This is a genomic window from Campylobacter sp. CNRCH_2013_0855 (assembly GCF_025773025.1).
Taxonomy (GTDB): domain Bacteria; phylum Campylobacterota; class Campylobacteria; order Campylobacterales; family Campylobacteraceae; genus Campylobacter_D; species Campylobacter_D jejuni_C.
The window spans coordinates 44,053-62,742 of the sequence record NZ_JAKMTE010000004.1 but is presented as its reverse complement, the minus strand read 5'-3'; the positions used below and the strand labels follow the sequence as shown (position 1 = coordinate 62,742).

18 protein-coding genes and 2 pseudogenes are annotated in these 18,690 nt (G+C 31.6%); 13 read left to right on the top strand and 7 right to left on the bottom strand.

Annotated features, from left to right (window positions below; translation table 11 throughout):
* Window positions 1-80 precede the first annotated feature (80 nt).
* Together carB and L8X40_RS03340 are read left to right on the top strand one after the other, a co-directional pair.
* On the top strand, window positions 81-3,344 hold the full coding sequence (carB, locus tag L8X40_RS03345) for a carbamoyl-phosphate synthase large subunit (protein ID WP_214099988.1): 3,264 nt from the start codon (window positions 81-83) through the stop codon (window positions 3,342-3,344).
* Entirely contained in the window at window positions 3,341-3,763 is a 423-nt protein-coding gene (locus L8X40_RS03340; RefSeq protein ID WP_214126219.1) for a Sua5 YciO YrdC YwlC family protein, read from the top strand. Before carB ends, L8X40_RS03340 begins: the two co-directional genes overlap by 4 nt.
* Here the strand turns inward: L8X40_RS03340 and L8X40_RS03335 are convergent.
* Window positions 3,760-4,794, bottom strand: a complete 1,035-nt coding sequence (locus tag L8X40_RS03335; RefSeq protein ID WP_087699711.1) for an isoaspartyl peptidase/L-asparaginase family protein — start codon at window positions 4,792-4,794, stop codon at window positions 3,760-3,762. The two genes, L8X40_RS03340 and L8X40_RS03335, sit on opposite strands and share 4 nt — an antisense overlap.
* A 185-nt stretch (window positions 4,795-4,979) precedes the next feature.
* Between L8X40_RS03335 and L8X40_RS08580 the strand changes: the two are divergent.
* The 5 genes and pseudogenes from L8X40_RS08580 to bioD all read left to right on the top strand — a co-directional run.
* A pseudogene (locus L8X40_RS08580) lies at window positions 4,980-5,636 on the top strand (cache domain-containing protein); the annotation flags it as partial.
* A 936-nt stretch (window positions 5,637-6,572) separates the two neighbouring features.
* Window positions 6,573-6,974 (top strand): annotated as a pseudogene (locus tag L8X40_RS08575) (methyl-accepting chemotaxis protein); the annotation flags it as partial.
* Window positions 6,975-7,037: 63 nt separating this feature from the next.
* A complete protein-coding gene (locus L8X40_RS03320) occupies window positions 7,038-7,385 on the top strand; it encodes a DMT family transporter (RefSeq protein WP_214097655.1) in 348 nt (115 codons plus the stop codon).
* Complete coding sequence (locus L8X40_RS03315; protein ID WP_039619256.1) at window positions 7,385-7,699, top strand: DMT family transporter; 315 nt, start codon at window positions 7,385-7,387, stop codon at window positions 7,697-7,699. The genes L8X40_RS03320 and L8X40_RS03315 overlap by 1 nt, the downstream gene beginning before the upstream one ends.
* Window positions 7,700-7,706: 7 nt before the next feature.
* On the top strand, window positions 7,707-8,279 hold the full coding sequence (gene bioD, locus L8X40_RS03310; RefSeq protein WP_261529770.1) for a dethiobiotin synthase: 573 nt from the start codon (window positions 7,707-7,709) through the stop codon (window positions 8,277-8,279).
* Here the strand turns inward: bioD and L8X40_RS03305 are convergent.
* Window positions 8,253-9,521 (bottom strand): adenosylmethionine--8-amino-7-oxononanoate transaminase, encoded by a 1,269-nt coding sequence (locus tag L8X40_RS03305; RefSeq protein ID WP_263667303.1) that lies wholly within the window; start codon window positions 9,519-9,521, stop codon window positions 8,253-8,255. The two genes, bioD and L8X40_RS03305, sit on opposite strands and share 27 nt — an antisense overlap.
* 128 nt (window positions 9,522-9,649) lie before the next feature.
* On the opposite strand from L8X40_RS03305, the gene L8X40_RS03300 reads away from it, so the two are divergent.
* From L8X40_RS03300 to bioC, 4 genes are read left to right on the top strand one after another with little or no spacing between them, the layout of a single operon-like run.
* Entirely contained in the window at window positions 9,650-10,270 is a 621-nt protein-coding gene (locus L8X40_RS03300) for a tetratricopeptide repeat protein (RefSeq protein WP_263667302.1), read from the top strand.
* Window positions 10,270-11,394 (top strand): aminotransferase class I/II-fold pyridoxal phosphate-dependent enzyme, encoded by a 1,125-nt coding sequence (locus L8X40_RS03295; RefSeq protein ID WP_263667301.1) that lies wholly within the window; start codon window positions 10,270-10,272, stop codon window positions 11,392-11,394. Before L8X40_RS03300 ends, L8X40_RS03295 begins: the two co-directional genes overlap by 1 nt.
* On the top strand, window positions 11,391-12,017 hold the full coding sequence (locus L8X40_RS03290; protein WP_263667300.1) for a pimeloyl-ACP methyl esterase BioG family protein: 627 nt from the start codon (window positions 11,391-11,393) through the stop codon (window positions 12,015-12,017). The genes L8X40_RS03295 and L8X40_RS03290 overlap by 4 nt, the downstream gene beginning before the upstream one ends.
* Complete coding sequence (gene bioC / locus L8X40_RS03285) at window positions 12,002-12,700, top strand: malonyl-ACP O-methyltransferase BioC (protein ID WP_263667298.1); 699 nt, start codon at window positions 12,002-12,004, stop codon at window positions 12,698-12,700. Before L8X40_RS03290 ends, bioC begins: the two co-directional genes overlap by 16 nt.
* Here bioC and blaOXA read toward each other — a convergent pair.
* The 4 genes from blaOXA to surE are packed head-to-tail and all read right to left on the bottom strand — an operon-like array spanning window position 12,674 to window position 15,290.
* Complete coding sequence (gene blaOXA, locus L8X40_RS03280; RefSeq protein WP_263667296.1) at window positions 12,674-13,441, bottom strand: OXA-493 family class D beta-lactamase; 768 nt, start codon at window positions 13,439-13,441, stop codon at window positions 12,674-12,676. The two genes, bioC and blaOXA, sit on opposite strands and share 27 nt — an antisense overlap.
* Complete coding sequence (locus L8X40_RS03275; RefSeq protein ID WP_214135792.1) at window positions 13,438-13,887, bottom strand: GNAT family N-acetyltransferase; 450 nt, start codon at window positions 13,885-13,887, stop codon at window positions 13,438-13,440. The genes blaOXA and L8X40_RS03275 overlap by 4 nt, the downstream gene beginning before the upstream one ends.
* Complete coding sequence (locus L8X40_RS03270) at window positions 13,871-14,524, bottom strand: ThiF family adenylyltransferase (protein ID WP_087699690.1); 654 nt, start codon at window positions 14,522-14,524, stop codon at window positions 13,871-13,873. The genes L8X40_RS03275 and L8X40_RS03270 overlap by 17 nt, the downstream gene beginning before the upstream one ends.
* Complete coding sequence (gene surE / locus L8X40_RS03265; protein WP_087699687.1) at window positions 14,517-15,290, bottom strand: 5'/3'-nucleotidase SurE; 774 nt, start codon at window positions 15,288-15,290, stop codon at window positions 14,517-14,519. The genes L8X40_RS03270 and surE overlap by 8 nt, the downstream gene beginning before the upstream one ends.
* A 119-nt stretch (window positions 15,291-15,409) precedes the next feature.
* Here surE and pepE point away from each other — a divergent pair, with 119 nt between their 5' ends.
* Window positions 15,410-16,114, top strand: a complete 705-nt coding sequence (gene pepE / locus L8X40_RS03260; protein WP_263667331.1) for a dipeptidase PepE — start codon at window positions 15,410-15,412, stop codon at window positions 16,112-16,114.
* Window positions 16,115-16,123: 9 nt separating this feature from the next.
* Window positions 16,124-17,416, top strand: a complete 1,293-nt coding sequence (dcuC, locus tag L8X40_RS03255) for a C4-dicarboxylate transporter DcuC (protein ID WP_263667291.1) — start codon at window positions 16,124-16,126, stop codon at window positions 17,414-17,416.
* Between the two features lie 24 nt (window positions 17,417-17,440).
* Here the strand turns inward: dcuC and pepT are convergent, their stop codons facing one another.
* Window positions 17,441-18,667, bottom strand: a complete 1,227-nt coding sequence (gene pepT, locus L8X40_RS03250) for a peptidase T (RefSeq protein ID WP_263667289.1) — start codon at window positions 18,665-18,667, stop codon at window positions 17,441-17,443.
* Window positions 18,668-18,690 lie beyond the last annotated feature (23 nt).

Below are 18,690 nucleotides of genomic sequence, written 5' to 3'. Positions count from 1 at the left end.
GCTAAATTCTTTGTTAAATTCAACTTCTAAAAAACTTATATTTGTTATAATTTGGCTAAAAATTCAGCTTAGGAAAATACATGCCAAAAAGAACAGATATCAAAAATATATTATTAATAGGCAGTGGGCCTATCGTTATAGGTCAAGCTTGTGAGTTTGATTACTCAGGGACTCAAGCGGCAAAAACCTTAAAAGAGCTAGGTTATAGAGTAGTTTTGATCAATTCTAATCCAGCTACGATCATGACAGATCCTGAATTTGCTGATGCAACTTATATAGAACCAATTACCAAAGAAAGTATTCTAAGTATTATCAAAAAAGAAAAAATCGATGCGATTTTACCTACTATGGGTGGCCAAGTTGCTTTGAATGTTGCTATGGAAGTTTATGAAAGTGGTGAGCTTGCAGATGTCAAGTTTTTAGGTGCAAATCCTGAGGCGATTAAAAAAGGCGAAGATAGACAAGTTTTTAAAGAATGTATGAAAAAAATTGGCATGGATTTGCCAAAATCTATGTATGCGTATAATTATGAAGAGGCTTTAAAAGCTGTTGATGAGATTGGTTTTCCTTTGATGATTAGAGCTTCTTTTACCTTAGGTGGCGCAGGAAGTGGCGTGGTGTATAATATGGATGAGTTTGCAGAGCTTGCAAATACTGCTTTAGCACTCAGTCCTATCCATGAAATTTTAATTGAAGAAAGCTTGCTTGGTTGGAAAGAATACGAAATGGAAGTCATTAGAGATAAAAATGATAATTGTATTATCGTTTGCTCTATTGAAAATGTTGATCCTATGGGGGTTCATACGGGCGATTCTATCACTATAGCTCCTGCTTTAACTTTGACTGATAAAGAATATCAAGCAATGCGTAATGCCTCTTTTGCGATTCTAAGAGAAATCGGAGTAGATACAGGTGGATCAAATGTGCAATTTGCTATCAATCCAACTAATGGTAGAATGATAGTCATTGAAATGAATCCTAGGGTTTCAAGATCTTCAGCCTTAGCTAGTAAAGCAACGGGTTATCCTATAGCTAAGGTAGCTACGCTTTTAGCGGTTGGATTTAGTTTAGATGAGATTAAAAACGACATCACAGGCACTCCTGCTTCATTTGAACCGGTAATTGATTATATCGTAACCAAAATTCCTCGTTTTACTTTTGAAAAATTCCCAAATGCAAACACAGAGCTTGGCACTGCTATGAAAAGCGTGGGTGAGGTTATGGCTATAGGAAGAACTTTTAAAGAAAGCATTCAAAAAGCACTTTGCTCACTTGAGAGAAATTTAAGCGGGTTTGATACTATAGAATGTGATAAAAATGAGCTTTTGGCAAAAATTCGCCAAGCTAATGAAAAACGCTTGCTTTATATAGCACAAGCTTTTAGAGAAGGTTTTAGCACACAAGAGCTTTTTGAGCTTTGCAAAATAGATCCTTGGTTTTTAAATCAAATCAAAGAAATAGTGGAATTTGAAAATCAAATAGATATGGATATTTTAAGCAATAAACAACTATTAAGAAAAGCCAAAACCTTAGGTTTTTCAGATAAAAAAATCGCTAGCTTAATTAATCAAAAAGATAATCTTGAGCTAAGCCAAAATGATATTTATTATGCAAGAATTAAACATAAAATCATCGCTCAATATAGCGAAGTAGATACTTGCGCAGGCGAATTTGAAGCATTGACTCCGTATTTATACTCAAGTATCAATGCAAATGAAGCTACACAAGTAAAAGAAAGTAAAGATAAAAAAGATAAAAAAGTAATGATTATAGGTGGTGGGCCAAACCGCATAGGACAAGGCATTGAGTTTGATTATGCTTGTGTGCATGCTTCTTTTGCTCTAAAAGATATGGGCGTAAAAACTATAATGTATAATTGTAATCCAGAAACGGTTTCGACAGATTATGATACAAGTGATATTTTATACTTTGAGCCAATTGATTTTGAGCATTTAAGAGCGGTTATTGATAGAGAAAGACCAGATGGAGTGATAGTGCATTTTGGTGGTCAAACTCCGCTTAAATTTGCAAAACGCCTTAGTGCTTTTGGAGCAAAGATCATAGGAACAAGTGCAAGGGTGATAGATTTAGCTGAAGATAGAAAGAAATTTGCTAAATTTATCGAAGATTTAGGCATAAATCAACCTAAAAATGGCACAGCTATAAGTGTAGAAGAAGCGATTATAAAAGCAAATGAGATAGGTTATCCTGTGCTTGTTAGACCAAGCTATGTTTTGGGTGGTCGTGCAATGCGTGTGGTGCATGATGAGAGCGAGCTTAGACTTTATATGCAAGAAGCAGTAGATGTGAGTGATAAATCTCCGGTATTAATTGATCAATTCTTAGACAATGCAACTGAGCTTGATGTAGATGCGATAAGTGATGGAAAAGAAGTTTATGTAGCAGGCATTATGGAGCATATTGAAGAAGCAGGAATTCACTCAGGCGATAGTGCTTGCTCTTTGCCTGCTGTAAATATTGATGAAGCTATGCTTGAAATGATTGAGCAAAAAACAAAAGATATTGCTTTAAATTTAGGTGTAGTAGGGCTTTTAAATATACAATTTGCCATTCATGATAATAAACTTTATATGATAGAAGTAAACCCAAGAGCTAGTAGAACCGTGCCTTTTGTGAGTAAAGCTACAGGAATTCCTTTAGCTAAGGTTGCAACGCGCGTGATGTGGCAAGGAAATTTAAGAGAAAGTTTGAAATTTTATGATACCTTTAAAGTGGTAGAGGAAAAAAATGGAATTTTAAGAGCTAAAAAACCAAAACACATTAGCGTAAAATCAGTGGTATTTCCTTTTGCCAAGCTTAGTGGAAGTGACCTTGAGCTTGGGCCTGAAATGCGCTCAACCGGTGAGGTTATGGGGGTAAGTAAAGACTTTGAAAACTCTTATGCAAAAAGCCAACTTGCTTCTTCAAATTTCTTACCAGAAAGTGGTAATGTGTTTTTATCATTAAGAGAGCAAGATAAAAAATATGCAGTAGATTTAGCTAATGAATACATTAAGCTAGGTTTTAAAATCATTGCTACAAGTGGAACTTATAAAATTTTACAAGAAGCAGGTTTGGAGTGTGAGTTTGTGCATAAAATTTCTGAAGGACGTCCAAATGTAGAGGATAAGTTAAAAAATTCTCAAATTCAACTTGCTATTAATACTAGCGATGAGCATAGTTTTAGAGGTGATACTAAAAAAATTAGAGCAAATATTTTACGCTTTAAAACTCCGTATTTTACAAATCTAAGAGCAGCGTATGCAGGTGCTAAAGCGATTAAAGCTATACAAAATAAATCATGTCTTGAAGTAAAGAGCTTGCAAGAATACTTAAAAGCATGATTTATCTTGCTCAAACTGATACAACAGCAGGGCTTTTAAGTAAAGACTTAAAAGCCCTTAATACTTTAAAAAAAAGACCTTTAAATCAAGATTGTTTGATTACCACAGCTAAATTTAGTGAGCTTAAAAAACTTACAAGAGTACCAAATCATTTTAAAAATACTATTAGAAAATCCAAAAAAACTACTTTTTTATATCCTAATTCTAAAGCAATACGCGTTGTGAAAGATTGTGCTCATGAGGAATTTTTAAAAGAGTTCGATTGGCTTTATTCTACTTCTGCAAATCTTCATGGAAAAAAATTTGATCTAAATTGGGCTATGCAAAATGCAGATAAAATAGTAGATGAAAAGTTTTTTGAAAGTGGAGCCTCAAAGATTTTTAAACTTCGAGGCGTTAAAAAAGTTAAACTGCGTTAATTTCCAAGCGGCCAAAATACTTTTGGCTCTTCGCCGATTTTTGCTTGTCCATGATACATTCCAAGTTTATCTTTAGTCCAAGCATAACCAACTTTTCCATTTTTATCTATAGAGATGATTCCACCTGTGCCACCAAGTTTTGCAACTTGTTTGATAGTTTCTTCAGCTGCTTTTTGCACTGAAAGTTTTTTGTATTTATACAAAGATGCAACTTCATGAGCTGCAGCTACTCTTATGTAAATATCACCTGTCCCTGTGCAAGAAATTGCTACTGAGTCATTATTTGCATAATTTCCTGCCCCTATGATAGGAGAATCCCCAATGCGTCCTGTCATTTTATTTGTAGTGCCACCTGTGCTTGTACCTGCTGCTAGGTTGCCATTTTTGTCTAAAGCTATTGCACCTACTGTGCCTAAATATGGCTCAGTGCTTACACCAAGATGAGCTTTGGCTTTGTCACTATCTAATAAAACCTCCTTGCTTTTTTTAGCTTCTTGAAGTTGTTTGTATCTGTGTTCTGTAAAGAAGTATTTTTGTCCTACTATTTCTAAGCCATGTTTTTTGGCTAATTTATCTGCTCCCTCTCCCGCTATTAAAGTATGAGGTGTTTTTTCCATAACAAGTCTTGCTGCTTCTATAGGATTTTTAATCGTCCTAGCCATAGCAACTGCACCTGCTTTTAAATTTTTTCCATCCATTAAAGATGCATCAAGTTCATTAAATCCATCAGAAGTAAAAACAGCGCCTTTTCCAGCATTAAATTCAGGACTATCTTCCATTACTTTAATGGCAGCTATAACTGCATCAACCGAGCTTCCTCCTTTTTCAAGTATGCTTTGACCCGCTTTTAAAGATTCTTTCATTACCTTTTCTCTTTTGGTAAATTCTTCTTTAGTAAGTCCTAAGCCACTTGTCCCACCGTGTATAACGATAATAGGCTCAAAATCTTTTGCAAAAGTATTATTGCTTGTTAAAAATGCTAAACTAGCTAATACTAATAAAGCTTTTTTGCTACCTGCTAAAAATTTCATATTTATCTCCTTTTTTTGTAAGCTATGTATTATATTAAATATATATTAAATAAAAATTAATTTAAAATAATAAATGTGAAAAAACAAAACAAATAATTTATATTTTCTGTAAAATATTTAATATAAAGATAATATTTTATATAGTTATATTACAATAGACATAACTATGTTAAATTGGAGGTAAAATGATATTTAAAACAATTATTGCAAGAAGAATTTCTATATATACTGCTTTGATTTTGTGTATAGGTTTTGGGGTTTTTGTGGGGTTAAATTATTATTCTTCTAAAAGAGATATTTTACAAAGTATTACACATGGAAAACAAGAAAGTGTCAAAAATGGTAGAAGTTTTACCGAGCTTTATTTTAATTCTAAGAAAGAAGATATAGAAAAAATAACTCAAAGTATTACTTCCAATAAAGATTTGAGTGAAGATTATATCGCTGGTTTTTTAGAGCATGTTTTTACTTTATACTCTTTTACGGCTATTTATGTTGGGTATGAAAAGGATGGAAGTTTAATTGATGTGGATATTAATTCTAAAGGAAAGCATTTCTTTTTAAATCAAGAAAAAGATGGATTTGATGCTAGAACAAGGGATTGGTATAAACTTACAAAAGATACTAAAAAAATTAATATTTCAGATCCATTTGTGGATGTTGTGACTAAAAAAATGGTTGTATCTATAACAGCTCCTATAGAGATAAATGGAAAATTCTTAGGGGTATTGGCAGGTGAAATTTTTCTTGATGATATGCGAAAGGCTTTTGAGGGGTTAAAAATAACACCAAGTAATAGTGTATTTTTAATAAATGATAAAGGAAATTTAATAGCACATTCTTCAGGATATATTGATATTAACAAAGAAACCGAAATAGCAAATGCTATTAAAATGTTTATAGAAGTAGCAAGACTAACACCTAATGAACCAACAAATTTGATTGAATATACATTGAAAAATGATAAACGTGTAGCTGTATGTTTAAACACTACAAATGGAATGATGTTGTGTTCTGCAAATTCATTGAAAGATTATGACAATATTTTCAATAAGCTTTTGATAACACAAATTGTTTTTGGAATAATGTTTGTGTTGATTATTATTGCTATTTTAGGAGGAATGATAGATTATTTTCTTAAAAAGATTATTATTATTAAAAATACATTAGAGAGTTTTTTTGATAGTTTAAATTATAAAAAACAAATGGATTCTATAAAGATTAATCTTAAAGGAAATGATGAATTTTCAATTATAGCACGTGAAATTAGCGAAAGTATTGCAAATACTCAAAGTAATTTACACAAAGATCAAGAAGCAGTGATGGAAAGTGTGCAAAAAGTTAAGAAAATAGAATTAGGAGATTTATCTGTTAGAATTGAAAAAAACCCAGTAAATCCACAACTTATTGAATTGAAAAATATTCTAAATGAAATGCTAAAAGTTTTAGAAGAAAAAGTAGGATCTAACATCAATGAGCTTGATAGAGTGCTTGAAAGTTATAAGGCATTAGACTTTTCAACACAGGTTCAGAATGCAAAAGGTAATGTAGAAATTACAACAAATGTTTTAGGTGATGAAATTAAAAAAATGCTTATTTCTTCCTCTACTTTTGCAAAAGAACTAACTTTGCAAAGTGTAAAACTAGAAGAATCTATGCAAAAATTAGTAGATGGGACACACTCTCAATCTCAATCACTTGAAAAATCAATACACGCGGTAGATCAGATCAATATTTCCATGCAAAATGTGGGGGATAAAACAAAAGAAGTAGTAACACAAGCTGATAATATCAAAGAAATTGTGAATGTGATTAAAGATATAGCAGATCAAACTAATTTGCTAGCTTTAAATGCAGCTATTGAAGCTGCACGTGCGGGTGAACATGGCAGAGGTTTTGCGGTGGTGGCAGATGAGGTACGTCATTTAGCTGAAAAAACAGAGAAAAGCTTAGGGGAGATAGAAGCCAATGTTAATATTTTAGTTCAAAGTGTTAATGATGTTTCTATATCAATGCAAGAGCAAACACAGAGTATTACTCAAATTAATGATGCTATAGTTAATTTAGAAGATGTTACAAAGGAAAATGTAGAAATTGCTAATTTCACAAATGAAGCTACCAAAGCTGTAGGAAACATATCTCAATCTATATTAAAAGAGGTAGAAAGTAAGAAAATTTAATTTTATAGAGCTTATTGTTTTGTAAATTTAGCTATAATTTGCGCTTTTGAAAAAAGGTAGATTATGATAGAAAGAACAAAAATAAGCTCTAATTTTGGTTGGTTTATGGTGATTTTAGGTGGTTTGGTTGAGTGTTTTTGGGTGAGTGGCTTAAAATACTCAACTGAAATTTGGCATTATGCTTTAACAGCCATTGGGGTGTGTATATCTTTTACATGTTTTTTAAAAGCTTGTGAAAGACTTGAAGTAAGTATTGCTTATAGTGTTTTTGTAGGTATTGGCACGGTTGGAGTGGTGCTTAATGAGATGTTTATTTTCAATGAGCCAAGTTCTATTGTCAAGCTTACTTTAATAGCCATTTTGCTTTTAAGTATCATAGGCCTTAAAATCATTAGCAAGGAAGCTAAGTAATGGAATGGTTTTTTTTATTTTTAGCGACCGCTTTTGAAATTTTTGGTGTGATTATTATGAAGCAACTTGTAAGCACTAAAAATAAGCTTTATCTTTTAGCTTTGATAGTATGTTTTGGTTTTTCGTTTGGATTTTTAAGTCTTAGCATGCAAAGCATTGCTATGAGTGTGGCTTATTCTATATGGACAGGAGCTGGAACTGCAGGTGGAGTTATCATAGGGGTGCTTTTTTATAAAGAAAGCAAAAGCTTTTTAAAGCTTTTTTTGATTGCTCTTATCATTGCTTGCACCGTGGGTTTAAAAATACTTTCATAGGTTTAAAATGAAAATATACATTAGTGGTATAGACACAGATGTTGGTAAAACTTATCTAAGTGCTAGAATTTGTAAAGAATTAGGTTTTGATTATTTTAAGCTTATCCAAGCAGGTATGCCAAAAGATAGTGAGGTAGTAGCTCAATTTAGTCCAAAAACTAAGATTTTCAAAGAAGGTGTGTTTTTGCAAACCCCTGCTTCACCACATAAAGGTAGGATTTTAGAAAATTTAAGCTATAAAGCTTTTGATATACAAATTCCACAAAGTGAAAAACTCATTATCGAGTTAGCTGGTGGGCTTTTTTCGCCCCTTGATGATGAAAAAACAATGATTGATTATATGAGTGCGTTTAAGCACCCTACGATTTTAGTTGCAAAAGACTATCTAGGAAGTATCAATCACACGCTTTTAAGTATAGAAGCACTAAAACAAAGAGATATTAAAATCCTTGCTTTAATCTTAAAAATCCAAGATGCTTTTAGCAAGGATTTTATAAGTAATTATGCTAAAATTCCTATCATAGAATTTGATGATAAAGTGTGCGAAAAACTTTCAAAAATCCTTGAAAATCTCTCTTAAAGACTGCACTACATAAGCAATCTCATCTTCATTTATAACATATGGTGGCATGAAATAAATTGTATTTCCAAGCGGTCTTAAAAGCAATCCTTTTTCTAAGGCTCTTTGAAAGACTTCAAGTCCTGCTCTTTGATATTTGCTTTTTTGTATGTCAAATGCACCTACCATGCCTAAATTTCTAAAATTTCCTAAAAAGTCAAATTCTTTTAAACTCTCCCATTGAGTTTTTATAAAAGCACTTTTGATTTTATTTTTTGTGATGATATTTTCTTTTTCAAAAATATCCAAAGTCGCATTAGCCGCTGCACAAGCTAGGGCATTACCCGTGTAAGAGTGAGAGTGTAAAAAGGCCTTTTGGCTCTCATAGCTATCATAAAATTTCTCATAAATTTCATCTTTAGTAAGCACCACTGAAAGTGGTAAATACCCACCAGTGATAGCTTTAGAAAGACATATATAATCAATGCTTTGTGAGCAATAATCTAGCACAAACATTTCCCCTGTGCGTCCAAAACCTGTGGCTATCTCATCAAATATCACTTGCACACCATAATTTTTAGCAAGTTTAATCGCCTCATCTAAATACCCAAGCTCGTACATGTGCATATTGCCCGCACATTGAAGTAAAGGCTCAAGTATAAAAGCACAAATTTCATGATGATGATTTTTTAAAATGCTTTCTAAAATTTCAAGTTCTTTTGTATAGTCCTTGCTAGTTGGCACAGGTGTTGTGATACTTTTTAAAAGTAAAGGCTCATAGGTTTTTTTATAAAGTGCTACATCGCCAACGCTTAATGCACCTAAGGTTTCTCCATGGTAAGAATTGCTAAGCGATAAGAATTTATCCTTTTTAGAGCCATTGTTTAAGTGGTATTGAAAGCTCATTTTTAAAGCCACTTCTATGGCTGAACTACCATTGTCTGCAAAAAAGCATTTATCAAAAGGTAAAAGCTTGCAAAGTCTTTGTGAAAGCTTTATGATAGGCTCATGTGAAAAACCAGCAAGTATAACATGCTCTAAATTTTGAAGTTGATCTTTGATTTTTTCATTGATATATTCATTACAATGGCCAAAGATATTTACCCACCAAGAGCTAATGCAGTCTATGTAGGATTTTTCGTCAAAATCATACAAATACACTCCTTTAGCCTTTTTTATAGGTATTAAAGGTAAAAACTCATGATCGCTCATTTGTGTGCAAGGGTGCCAAATGTGTTTTAAATCTAGTTCTTTTAAATTCATTTTTACTTCTTTGATTTTTATTACTAATGATACTACAATTTTTACTCAAATTTATGCTTTAAAATGAAAAAGGATTATTTAGAAAATATTTATATAATTAGCTTTTATCTTAAATTTAGAGGTAAAGTATGAAAAAAGTATTGATTATCTTAACGATTTTATTTTCAAATTTTGCATACTCACAAGAGGATTTGTTTTTAAAAGGACTTGAAGCTTATGAGAGTGGTGATTATATAAAAGCTATGAAGTATTACAAACAAGCGTGTGATTTAAATAACGGGGACGGCTGTTCTAATCTTGCTTTCATGTATGCAAATGGACAAGGTGTAAAAAAGGATAATTTTAAAGCAGTGGAGTTTTATAAAAAAGCTTGTAATTTAAATAGTGGAAATGGCTGTTTTAATCTTGGTGTAATGTATGAAAAAGGTTATGGCATAAGAAAAGATAATTTTAAAGCAGTGGAGTTTTATGGAAAAGCATGTAGTTTAAACGAAGGATTGGGTTGTTCTAGTCTTGGTTTTATGTATGCAAATGGGTATGGTGTAAAAAAGGATAATTTTAAAGCAACAGAATTATATCAAAAAGCATGCGACTTAAATAATGGAAATGGCTGTTTTAATCTCGGAGCTATATATGCACTTGGAAAAGGCGTTAGAAAAGACACTTTTAAGGCTTTAGAATATTTTGGTAAAGCTTGTGATTTAAAAGATGATTTAGGTTGTCAAGCTTACGCAAGGTTTAAACAATAATGCAAATTGCACAAATTTTAGATGCATTAAAACAACAAGATAATTTTAGAATTCTACGCTCATTAAAACATGAGGGAAAATATGTTATTTATAATGAGCAAAAATTGCTAAATTTAGCTAGTAATGATTATTTAAATTTAAGCAATGAAAAAGCATTAAAGCAAGATTTTTTAACGCATTTAAAAGAATTTGAATTTTCTAGTTCAAGTTCAAGAAGCTTGAGTGGAAATTATGCGATTTTTGATGAATTTGAAAGCTTTTTAGAAGCTAAGTTAGGCAGAAAAATCTTACATTTTAACAATGGCTATGCTTTAAATGTTAGCTGTTTGCAAGCTTTAGCAAGCATTAAAAATACTTTGTTTTTAGCAGATAAGCAAGTACATGCAAGTATTATCGATGGTTTAAGGCTTGGCGGGGCTAAATTTATAAGATTTAAACACAATGATATAAAGCATTTGCAAAGCTTAGTGCAAAAACATTATAAAGAATTTGAAAATATCATCATCATAAGTGAAGCTTTATTTAGTATGGATGGGGATTTTGCACCTATAAAAGAATTCATAAATTTGAAAAAAGAATTTAAAAATATCAAAATTTACATTGACGAAGCCCATAGCATAGGGTGTTTTAGTGATGATGGTTTGGGTTATGTGAAATTTTTGGGCTTGGAAAAGGAAGTGGATTTTTTAGTTTTTACCTTTGGTAAGGCCATAGCTTCCATGGGAGCTTGCATGATAAGTGATGAAAAAGATTTTTTTATCAACAAAGCAAGAGCTTTTATATACTCAACTGCTATTGCACCTATTAATGTAGCTTGGACTTTGCATGTTTTTAAGCATTTGCATGAATTTAATGCTCAAAGAAAAAAGCTTTTAGAGTTAAGCACTTGGTTTAAAAATGCTTTGGCAAGTAAAGGTGCAGTTTTAGGCGAGGCTTATGTGATATCTTTTATTTTAGGGCAAAATGCACTAGCTAGTGAAATTTCTCAAAAGCTTTTAGAAAATGGTGTTTTTGCACCTGCTATTAAAGAGCCAACCGTAGCTAAAAATACAGCCAGAATTCGCTTTTCTTTGCATGCTGGTTTAGTAAAAAAAGACTTAGAAAAGGTTTTGGAGGTACTTTGAAAACTCATTTTTTACATGAAAATGCAAATTCATGTGAGTTGATTTTATTTTTTTCAGGATTTTGCTCACATTTTAGCCATTTTTCACATTTAAAAAGTGATGTAAATGTTTTAATGGTGTATGATTATACGAGTTTTGATTGGGAAATTAATCTTCATAAATTTGAAAAAATCACTCTTGTTGGCTTTTCTATGGGAGTTTGTGTAGCGAGTAAAATTTTAAAAGATATAAAATTTGATAAAAAAATAGCCATAAATGGCACAAATTTACCTATAGATGATGAATTTGGGATTAAAAAAGCCATTTTTAAACTTACGATGAAAAGGTTTGCTTTAGAGGATTTTAAAGCAAATTTGCTTGAAAAAAGAATGAGTTTAAGTGATGGATTTTATTTTGAAAAAAACGAGCATTTAAAAGCAGAACTTTTAAGCTTATATGAGTTTTGCACTAAAGATTTAAACGAAAATTTCACTTGGGATAAAGCCATAATCAGTAAAGAGGATAAAATCTTTCCACCAAAGCATGCTTTTAATTTTTTCAAAGAAAAGGCAATGTTTGTCGATGAGCCACATTTTGCATTTTTTAAATACCGCACTTGGGAAGCACTTTGCAAACTTTCATAAGAGCAAAAGACACTTATAGCGCAAATACGCCTGTGCAAAAAGCCATGGCTAAAGAGCTTTGTAAAATGCTTAGTGAGAATGATTTTAGAGATTTTAAAGCGGTGTTTGAGTTTGGCTGTGGGGTAGGGGTTTTTAGCAAGGCTTTGCAAGAGTGTATTAAATTTAAGCATTATTTTTTAAATGATATTTATCCTTTTGAAAATCCTTGTAAGTTTGATGAATTTGGTGTTTTTGATATGAATGAGCTTAAAAATCATCATTTTTATACGAAAAAATTTGATCTTATAGCTTCAAATGCTTGCGTGCAGTGGCTAAAGATAGATGAGCTTTTAGAAAATCTTGCAAGCATGCTAAATAAAAATGGGATTTTGCTTTTTTCTACTTTTGGAGAAAAAAATTTCACTCAAATAAAGCAAAGCACTAATTTATCACTTGAATATTTAACTTTAGAGCAAATTAGGCAAAAGCTTTCTAAAAATTTTAAGATCATAAAGACAAAAGAAGAGTTAAAAGAGCTAAAATTTGATGATACTTTAGAGCTTTTTAGACATTTGAAATTAAGCGGGGTAAATGCTTTGAGTGAAAAATTTTTCATAAGCAAGGCATTTTTAAAAAACTATGAAAAAGAATTTCAAAATACCTTGACTTATCATCCTTTATTTTTTATGTGCCAAGTTTATTAAATTTGATAGATATTTTTTTGCTAATTCTTCTCTTAGATAAAGCTTGTTAAAATCACTTATATCCATACATAAAGCAAAAGCATAAATTTGATGAGTTTTTTTATCTTTTATAAAACCTACGATTTGTCCGTATTTTTCTTTTCCCCAGCCTGTTTTTGCAAAAAACTCATAATGATCATTTTCACTAAGTTTTATTATATTTATAATTTCTTTTTGTATATTTTTAGGATAATCTAGTGCTAAATTTGCAAGTTTAAAAAGTAAAGTGGATTGCTCTTTAGGACTAATTTGCAAAGAATCATCAAGCCAAAATTCATCTATTTTGCTTATTTTTTGATTGCCATAGTTGAGTTTATTTAGGTTTTTTTGCATTTTTTCTAAGCCGATTTTTCTAGCTAGTTCTTTATAAGCAGGTAGTTGGGATCTTTGCATAGCTAGGGCTAAATTTGCGTCATTTTTCCAAGAGGGTGAAAATACTTTTTCGCCTTTGTAATGATAAAAAATCTCATTAGTATTTTTCACAATACCTTCATTAAGTGCGATTAGGGCGTTGAAAATTTTAAAAGTAGAGGCAGGTAGAATGCGTTTGTTTGCTTTTTTAAAATCATTGCTATAATAATTCTTGCCATCATAAGCTATAAAAACTCCACTTTCATTGTAATCTTTAAAAAGATTTTCTAAATTTTCATTTGCCAAAGTAAAAGAGCAAAAAAGGCTAAAAAGTAAAAGTATTTTTTTCAATTTATTTCCTTTTTCATGAAGAAATTTTTTAATTCTTGTTGATCTCTTATAGCAATGTTTTCTTTGATGATTTTAAATCCTGCTTTTAAAAAGAAATTTTTAGCACTAAGGCTAGCAAAAGTATAAATTTCACTATAAGGGTAGTTTTTAAGAGCAAATTCTAATAAAGCTTTGCCATAACCTTGATGAGTATAGCTTGCATGAGTAAAGCAAAGATCGAGTGTTTTTTCTTCTAAATTTATATTTATAAAAGATATGATTTGGCCTTTTTCTTCATAAACAAAGCCTAGTTGATTTTGAAATTTTTCCTCCCAAGCTTTTTGGTCTATATTAATCCATGCATGAATTTGCTCTTTTGTATAATCATTTTTACAAAGAGTAGATACGCTTTGCTTAAAAAGCTTGATACAAGAAGCTAAGTCTTTTATATCAAGCTTTCTTATCAAGCACTTTCCTTAAAGCCAAAGAAGCTAAAGCAAGCCCAAAAGAGGCTGTCACACCCATAAATGAGCCAAGATCTTTACAATGAGCTTCTTCATCTGAAAATACCACATCAAAGTCTCCTTTAAAGCCTGATTTTCTAAGCTCATAGCGGAATTTTTTAGCTAGGGCATCGCCGTGAGTTTTAAATATGCTTGTCGTCTTAATACGCGTTGGATCAAGCTTTCTAGCTCCACCGGTTGATGAGATAAAAATTTGTTTTTTCAAATCAACCAAATTAGCCAAAGCAACCTTAGCAGGTATATCATCAATCGCATCAATGATTAAATCAAACTCACTTAGATCAAAACTTTTCAAAAACTCATCATCGATTTTACTAACTATACCTTTGGCATTGTAAATGCGTTCAAAAACCTTAGCTTTTTCTTCACCTATATTTTCACTATGAAGCTGGCGGTTTTGATTAGTAGTTTCAAATTTATCCGCATCGATTAAGGTTAGATTGCTAAAGCCACTTCTAAAAAGCGCATCAATGCAAATTCCACCAACTCCACCCAAACCACAAACTAAAACTTTGGTATTTTGAAATTTAATAAAATTATCTTCATTAACAAGCCATTTTATACGCGTGTATCTATCCATTTTTCATCCATTTTTTGAGATTTTTCATTTGTTTATAAGCTGTTAGATCAAGCATTATAGGGGTTATTGTGGCATAACCTTGTTTTAAAAGTGCTATGTCTGAGTCTTTTTCATTTTCATGATCAAGATTAGCAGCAGCTAGCCAGTAGTATTCTACACCTCTTGGATTTGTATTTGAGTGTGCTTCATAACTATAAATTCTTTTACCTGCTTTACAAATTTTTAAGCCTTGAAAGGCTGTTTTGCTAGAAGGAAAGTTGATATTTAAAAATTCTTTTTTATCTAAAGGAAAGCCCTTTTCAAAGATATTTTTGACTATTTTTTTAGTAAGTTTTAAAGCAAGTTTATAATCAAGCTCTTTTTGGCTATCTTTGTAAAATTGTGATAAAGCTATGGCAGGAATTCCATGAAGCACTGCTTCCATAGCACCTGCGCAAGTTCCTGAGTAAGTGATATCCTCGCCTACATTAGCTCCTTTATTGATTCCACTTATGACAAGATCAGGCAAACGCTTTTTATATAAAGCATGCAAAGCAAGATAAACGCAATCTGCAGGTGTGCCATCATCAAGCTTGTAAAATCTTTTACCAACCTTGTGAAATCTTAAAGGTTTGGTTAGTGTTATAGAGTGTGAGCATGCTGATTTTTCGCTAGCAGGAGCTACTATGGTAATTTTAGCTTTAAAATGCTTTTTTAGCATTTTTACAAGCTTTTTTAAGCCTTCACTTTCATAGCCATCATCGTTTGTTATTAAAATTTCTTTCATGTTTTTTCCTTTTTTTAAATTTTAACACAAGTAATACAATATTTTTTATTGCTAAATTGTTTTTTCATTTTTTAAATATTAAAATTATAGTTTTGATTAATTTTTTAAAGGAAAGAATGATGTCAAAACTTTTGCTTTTTAGTGCTTCTGGTTATAAAGATAGTGTTTACTTAAGTCACACTAGAGAATTTATAGATGATTTTTTAAAAGAAAATTCCATGAAAGATGAAGAAATTCTTTTTATACCTTATGCGGGCGTTAGAAGGACTTATGATGCTTATGAAGCTAGGGTAAAAGAAGGCTTGAAAAAAGATAATATCAAATCATTACACCATTTTGAAAATTTAAAAGAAGCAATTTTAAATGCAAAAGTTTTTTTAGTAGGTGGAGGCAATAGCTTTATGCTTTTGTATAAATTATATGAAAATGATTTGCTTGAAGTGTTAAAAGAGCGTATTGAAAAAGGAGCTTGTTATATAGGTTGGAGTGCAGGCTCAAATATAGCAGGACTTAGCATAAAAATAACTAATGATATGCCTATTGTTATGCCAAAAAGTTTTGATAGTTTAGGGGTTTTTCCTTATCAAATCAACCCGCATTTTATTAGTGGTAAAATTCCTGGCCATAATGGAGAAAGCAGAGAGGAGCGCTTGGAAGAGTTTTTATTAACTAATCCAAAAGACATTGTTTATGCTATACCGGAGGGTTCTGCATTAAAAGTGCAAGATGATAGCTTAAAAATCATAGGTCATCATGATGTGCTAAAGCTAAGCTATCCTTTTAATGTGGAATATTTAAAAGTCAATCAAATAACTAAAATCTAAAGGAGAAAAATGCAAACTTTTTATCTTTTAGCTGCGATTTTTGGTATTGTGGCTGTGGTTTATTTGCTTATTAAAAAAGTAGAAACAAAAACAGCTTTAATTAGTGTTGGTTTTATTTTATGTTTGATTTCACTTAAGCCCATTGAAGCTTTGAGTGCTTTTACGCATGCTATGGTGCAACCTGCTTTGATTAAGGCAATTTGTGCAAGCATGGGCTTTGCTTTTGTGATGAAAGTGACTAGGTGTGATAAGCATTTGGTTAAACTACTTACAACACCTTTGAAAAATGTAGGATTTTTCTTAATTCCGCTTGCTTTTATAGTGACTTTTTTCATCGCTATAGCTATACCTTCCGCAGCAGGATGTTCAGCTGCAGTTGGTGCGACTTTGATACCGCTTTTAATGGCTTCGGGTATAAAACCTGCTATGGCAGCAGCAACGGTGCTTTGTGGAACTATAGGAGGAATTTTAAGTCCAGGTGTTTCTCATACGGCTTTGATTTCTGAAATTTCGGGGAAAAATATACAAGAGATTGTTTTAACTCAAACTCCAAATGCATTAACGGCAGGAGTAATAGTGATGATTTCTTTGATGATTATGGCAGTGATTTTTAAAGATTATCAAAAAGGGCAAGTTTTTGAAGTGGCTAATCAAAACAAGACTGAAGATAATATTGAAAAAGTAAATGTATTTTATGCGTTTATGCCTTTAGTGCCTTTAATTGTGCTAATCATAGGCGCAAGTCCTTTAAATGATTATGAGTTTTTAACATGGACAAAAGAAGTTGGAGTTGCTGAAGCTATGCTTTTGGGAGCGATTATAGCTTTGGTGGTAACTATGAGTAAGCCTGATAGTATTTTTAAAGAGTTTTTTAATGGTATGGGAAAATCTTATGCAGAGATTATAGGGATTATCATAGCTGCTAGTGTTTTTGTTGCAGGTTTAAAAGCATGCGGGGTAATTGATATCATCATAGAATGGCTTAAAAATGAACAACATTATGTGCGTTTTGGTGGAACTTTTATACCATTTTTAATGGCTATGGTTACAGGTAGTGGTGATGCTGCTGCTATGGCATTTAACAAGGCTGTAACTATTCATGCTCAAGATCTTGGTTTTGATCAAGTTAAACTTGGTACCGCAGTGGCAATGTCAGCAGTGCTTGGAAGATATCTTTCGCCTATTTTAGGAGCTTGTATTATCGTTTCAGCTATAGCTGGGGTTAGTCCTTTAGAAATTGTTAAAAGAACTGCTTTAGGTTGTGTTGTTTCGGTGGTTATAATTGCTTTTGTGTTATTATAAATTTAAGCCTTAAAAGGCTTAAATTTATTTTGCAGCTAGGATGATGATTTCTTGTATAACTTTGCTCGCTGCTTTTAAAGATTTAACAGGTAAATACTCATAAATAGAGTGAAAATTATGTGCTCCAGTAAAGATATTTGGACAAGGCAAGCCTTTTTCTGAAAGCACTGCTCCATCGTATCCTCCACGCATAGGAATGATTTTAGTTTTGATATTTAAATTTTCATAAGCTTGTAAAGCAAGTTTAATAGGTAAAGATTTGGTTGTTTTTAGACTATTAAAGACATTTTTATAACGATCATTAAGCTTAATGTTAATTCTTTCTTCTCCGTATAACTTTTTAAAACTATCGTTTAAATCTTGTAAAAATTGCATTCTTTGTTTGTATTTTTCATCATCAAATTCTCTAATATCTATTTTTAAAATAGTTTTAGCACTATTTCCCTTGAGTTCTTTAACCCAAAAATATCCCTCTTTATTTTCTGTGTATTCAGGTGCTTCGCCATTTGGAAGCATAGAGATAAATTTATGTGCTAAAAATAAAGAATTAACTAATTTTCCTTTGGCGCTCATAGGATGAGCAGATTTTCCTATAAATTCTACTTCACAATCTCCTGCATTCCAATTTTCATAAATAAACTCTCCTATCTCACAACAATCTAAACAATACCCAAAATCAGCATCAATTTCTTTTATATCAAAAGCTTTTGCTCCTCTTAAACCTTGCTCTTCATCAGGTAAAAAGCAAACATAAATATCGCCATGTTTAATATCAGGATTTTTAACAAAAAATTCAAGCATATCCATAATCGCCGCAATGGCTGCTTTATCATCAGCTCCAAGCAAACTTGTGCCATCAGTGTGGATAATATCATCTCCTATGTAGTTTTTAAGCTCTTTAAATTCACTTTCTTTCAAATAAAGATCTAAGTTTTTATTTAAACATATATCCCCACCTTGATACTTAGTGATTTGTGCTTTGGTGTCATTAGTTTGTTCCATACTTGTATCTAAATGCGCAAAAAAGGCTATTTTAGGAGCATTTGGAGTGTTTGCTGGTAAAAGAGCTGTGGTGATGGTGTTTTCTCTTCTTTTGATGTCTTTTAAACCTAGTTCTTGTAATTCTTTTTCAAGTAATTTTGCAAGCTCCATTTGATTAGGACTTGATGGCATAATGCCTTTGGCGCCATTTTCTCTACTTGTAGTGGTATTAATCTTAGTGTAGTTTATAAATCTTTGCACAATATCCATAATTTTTCCTTTTAGATTAAAAT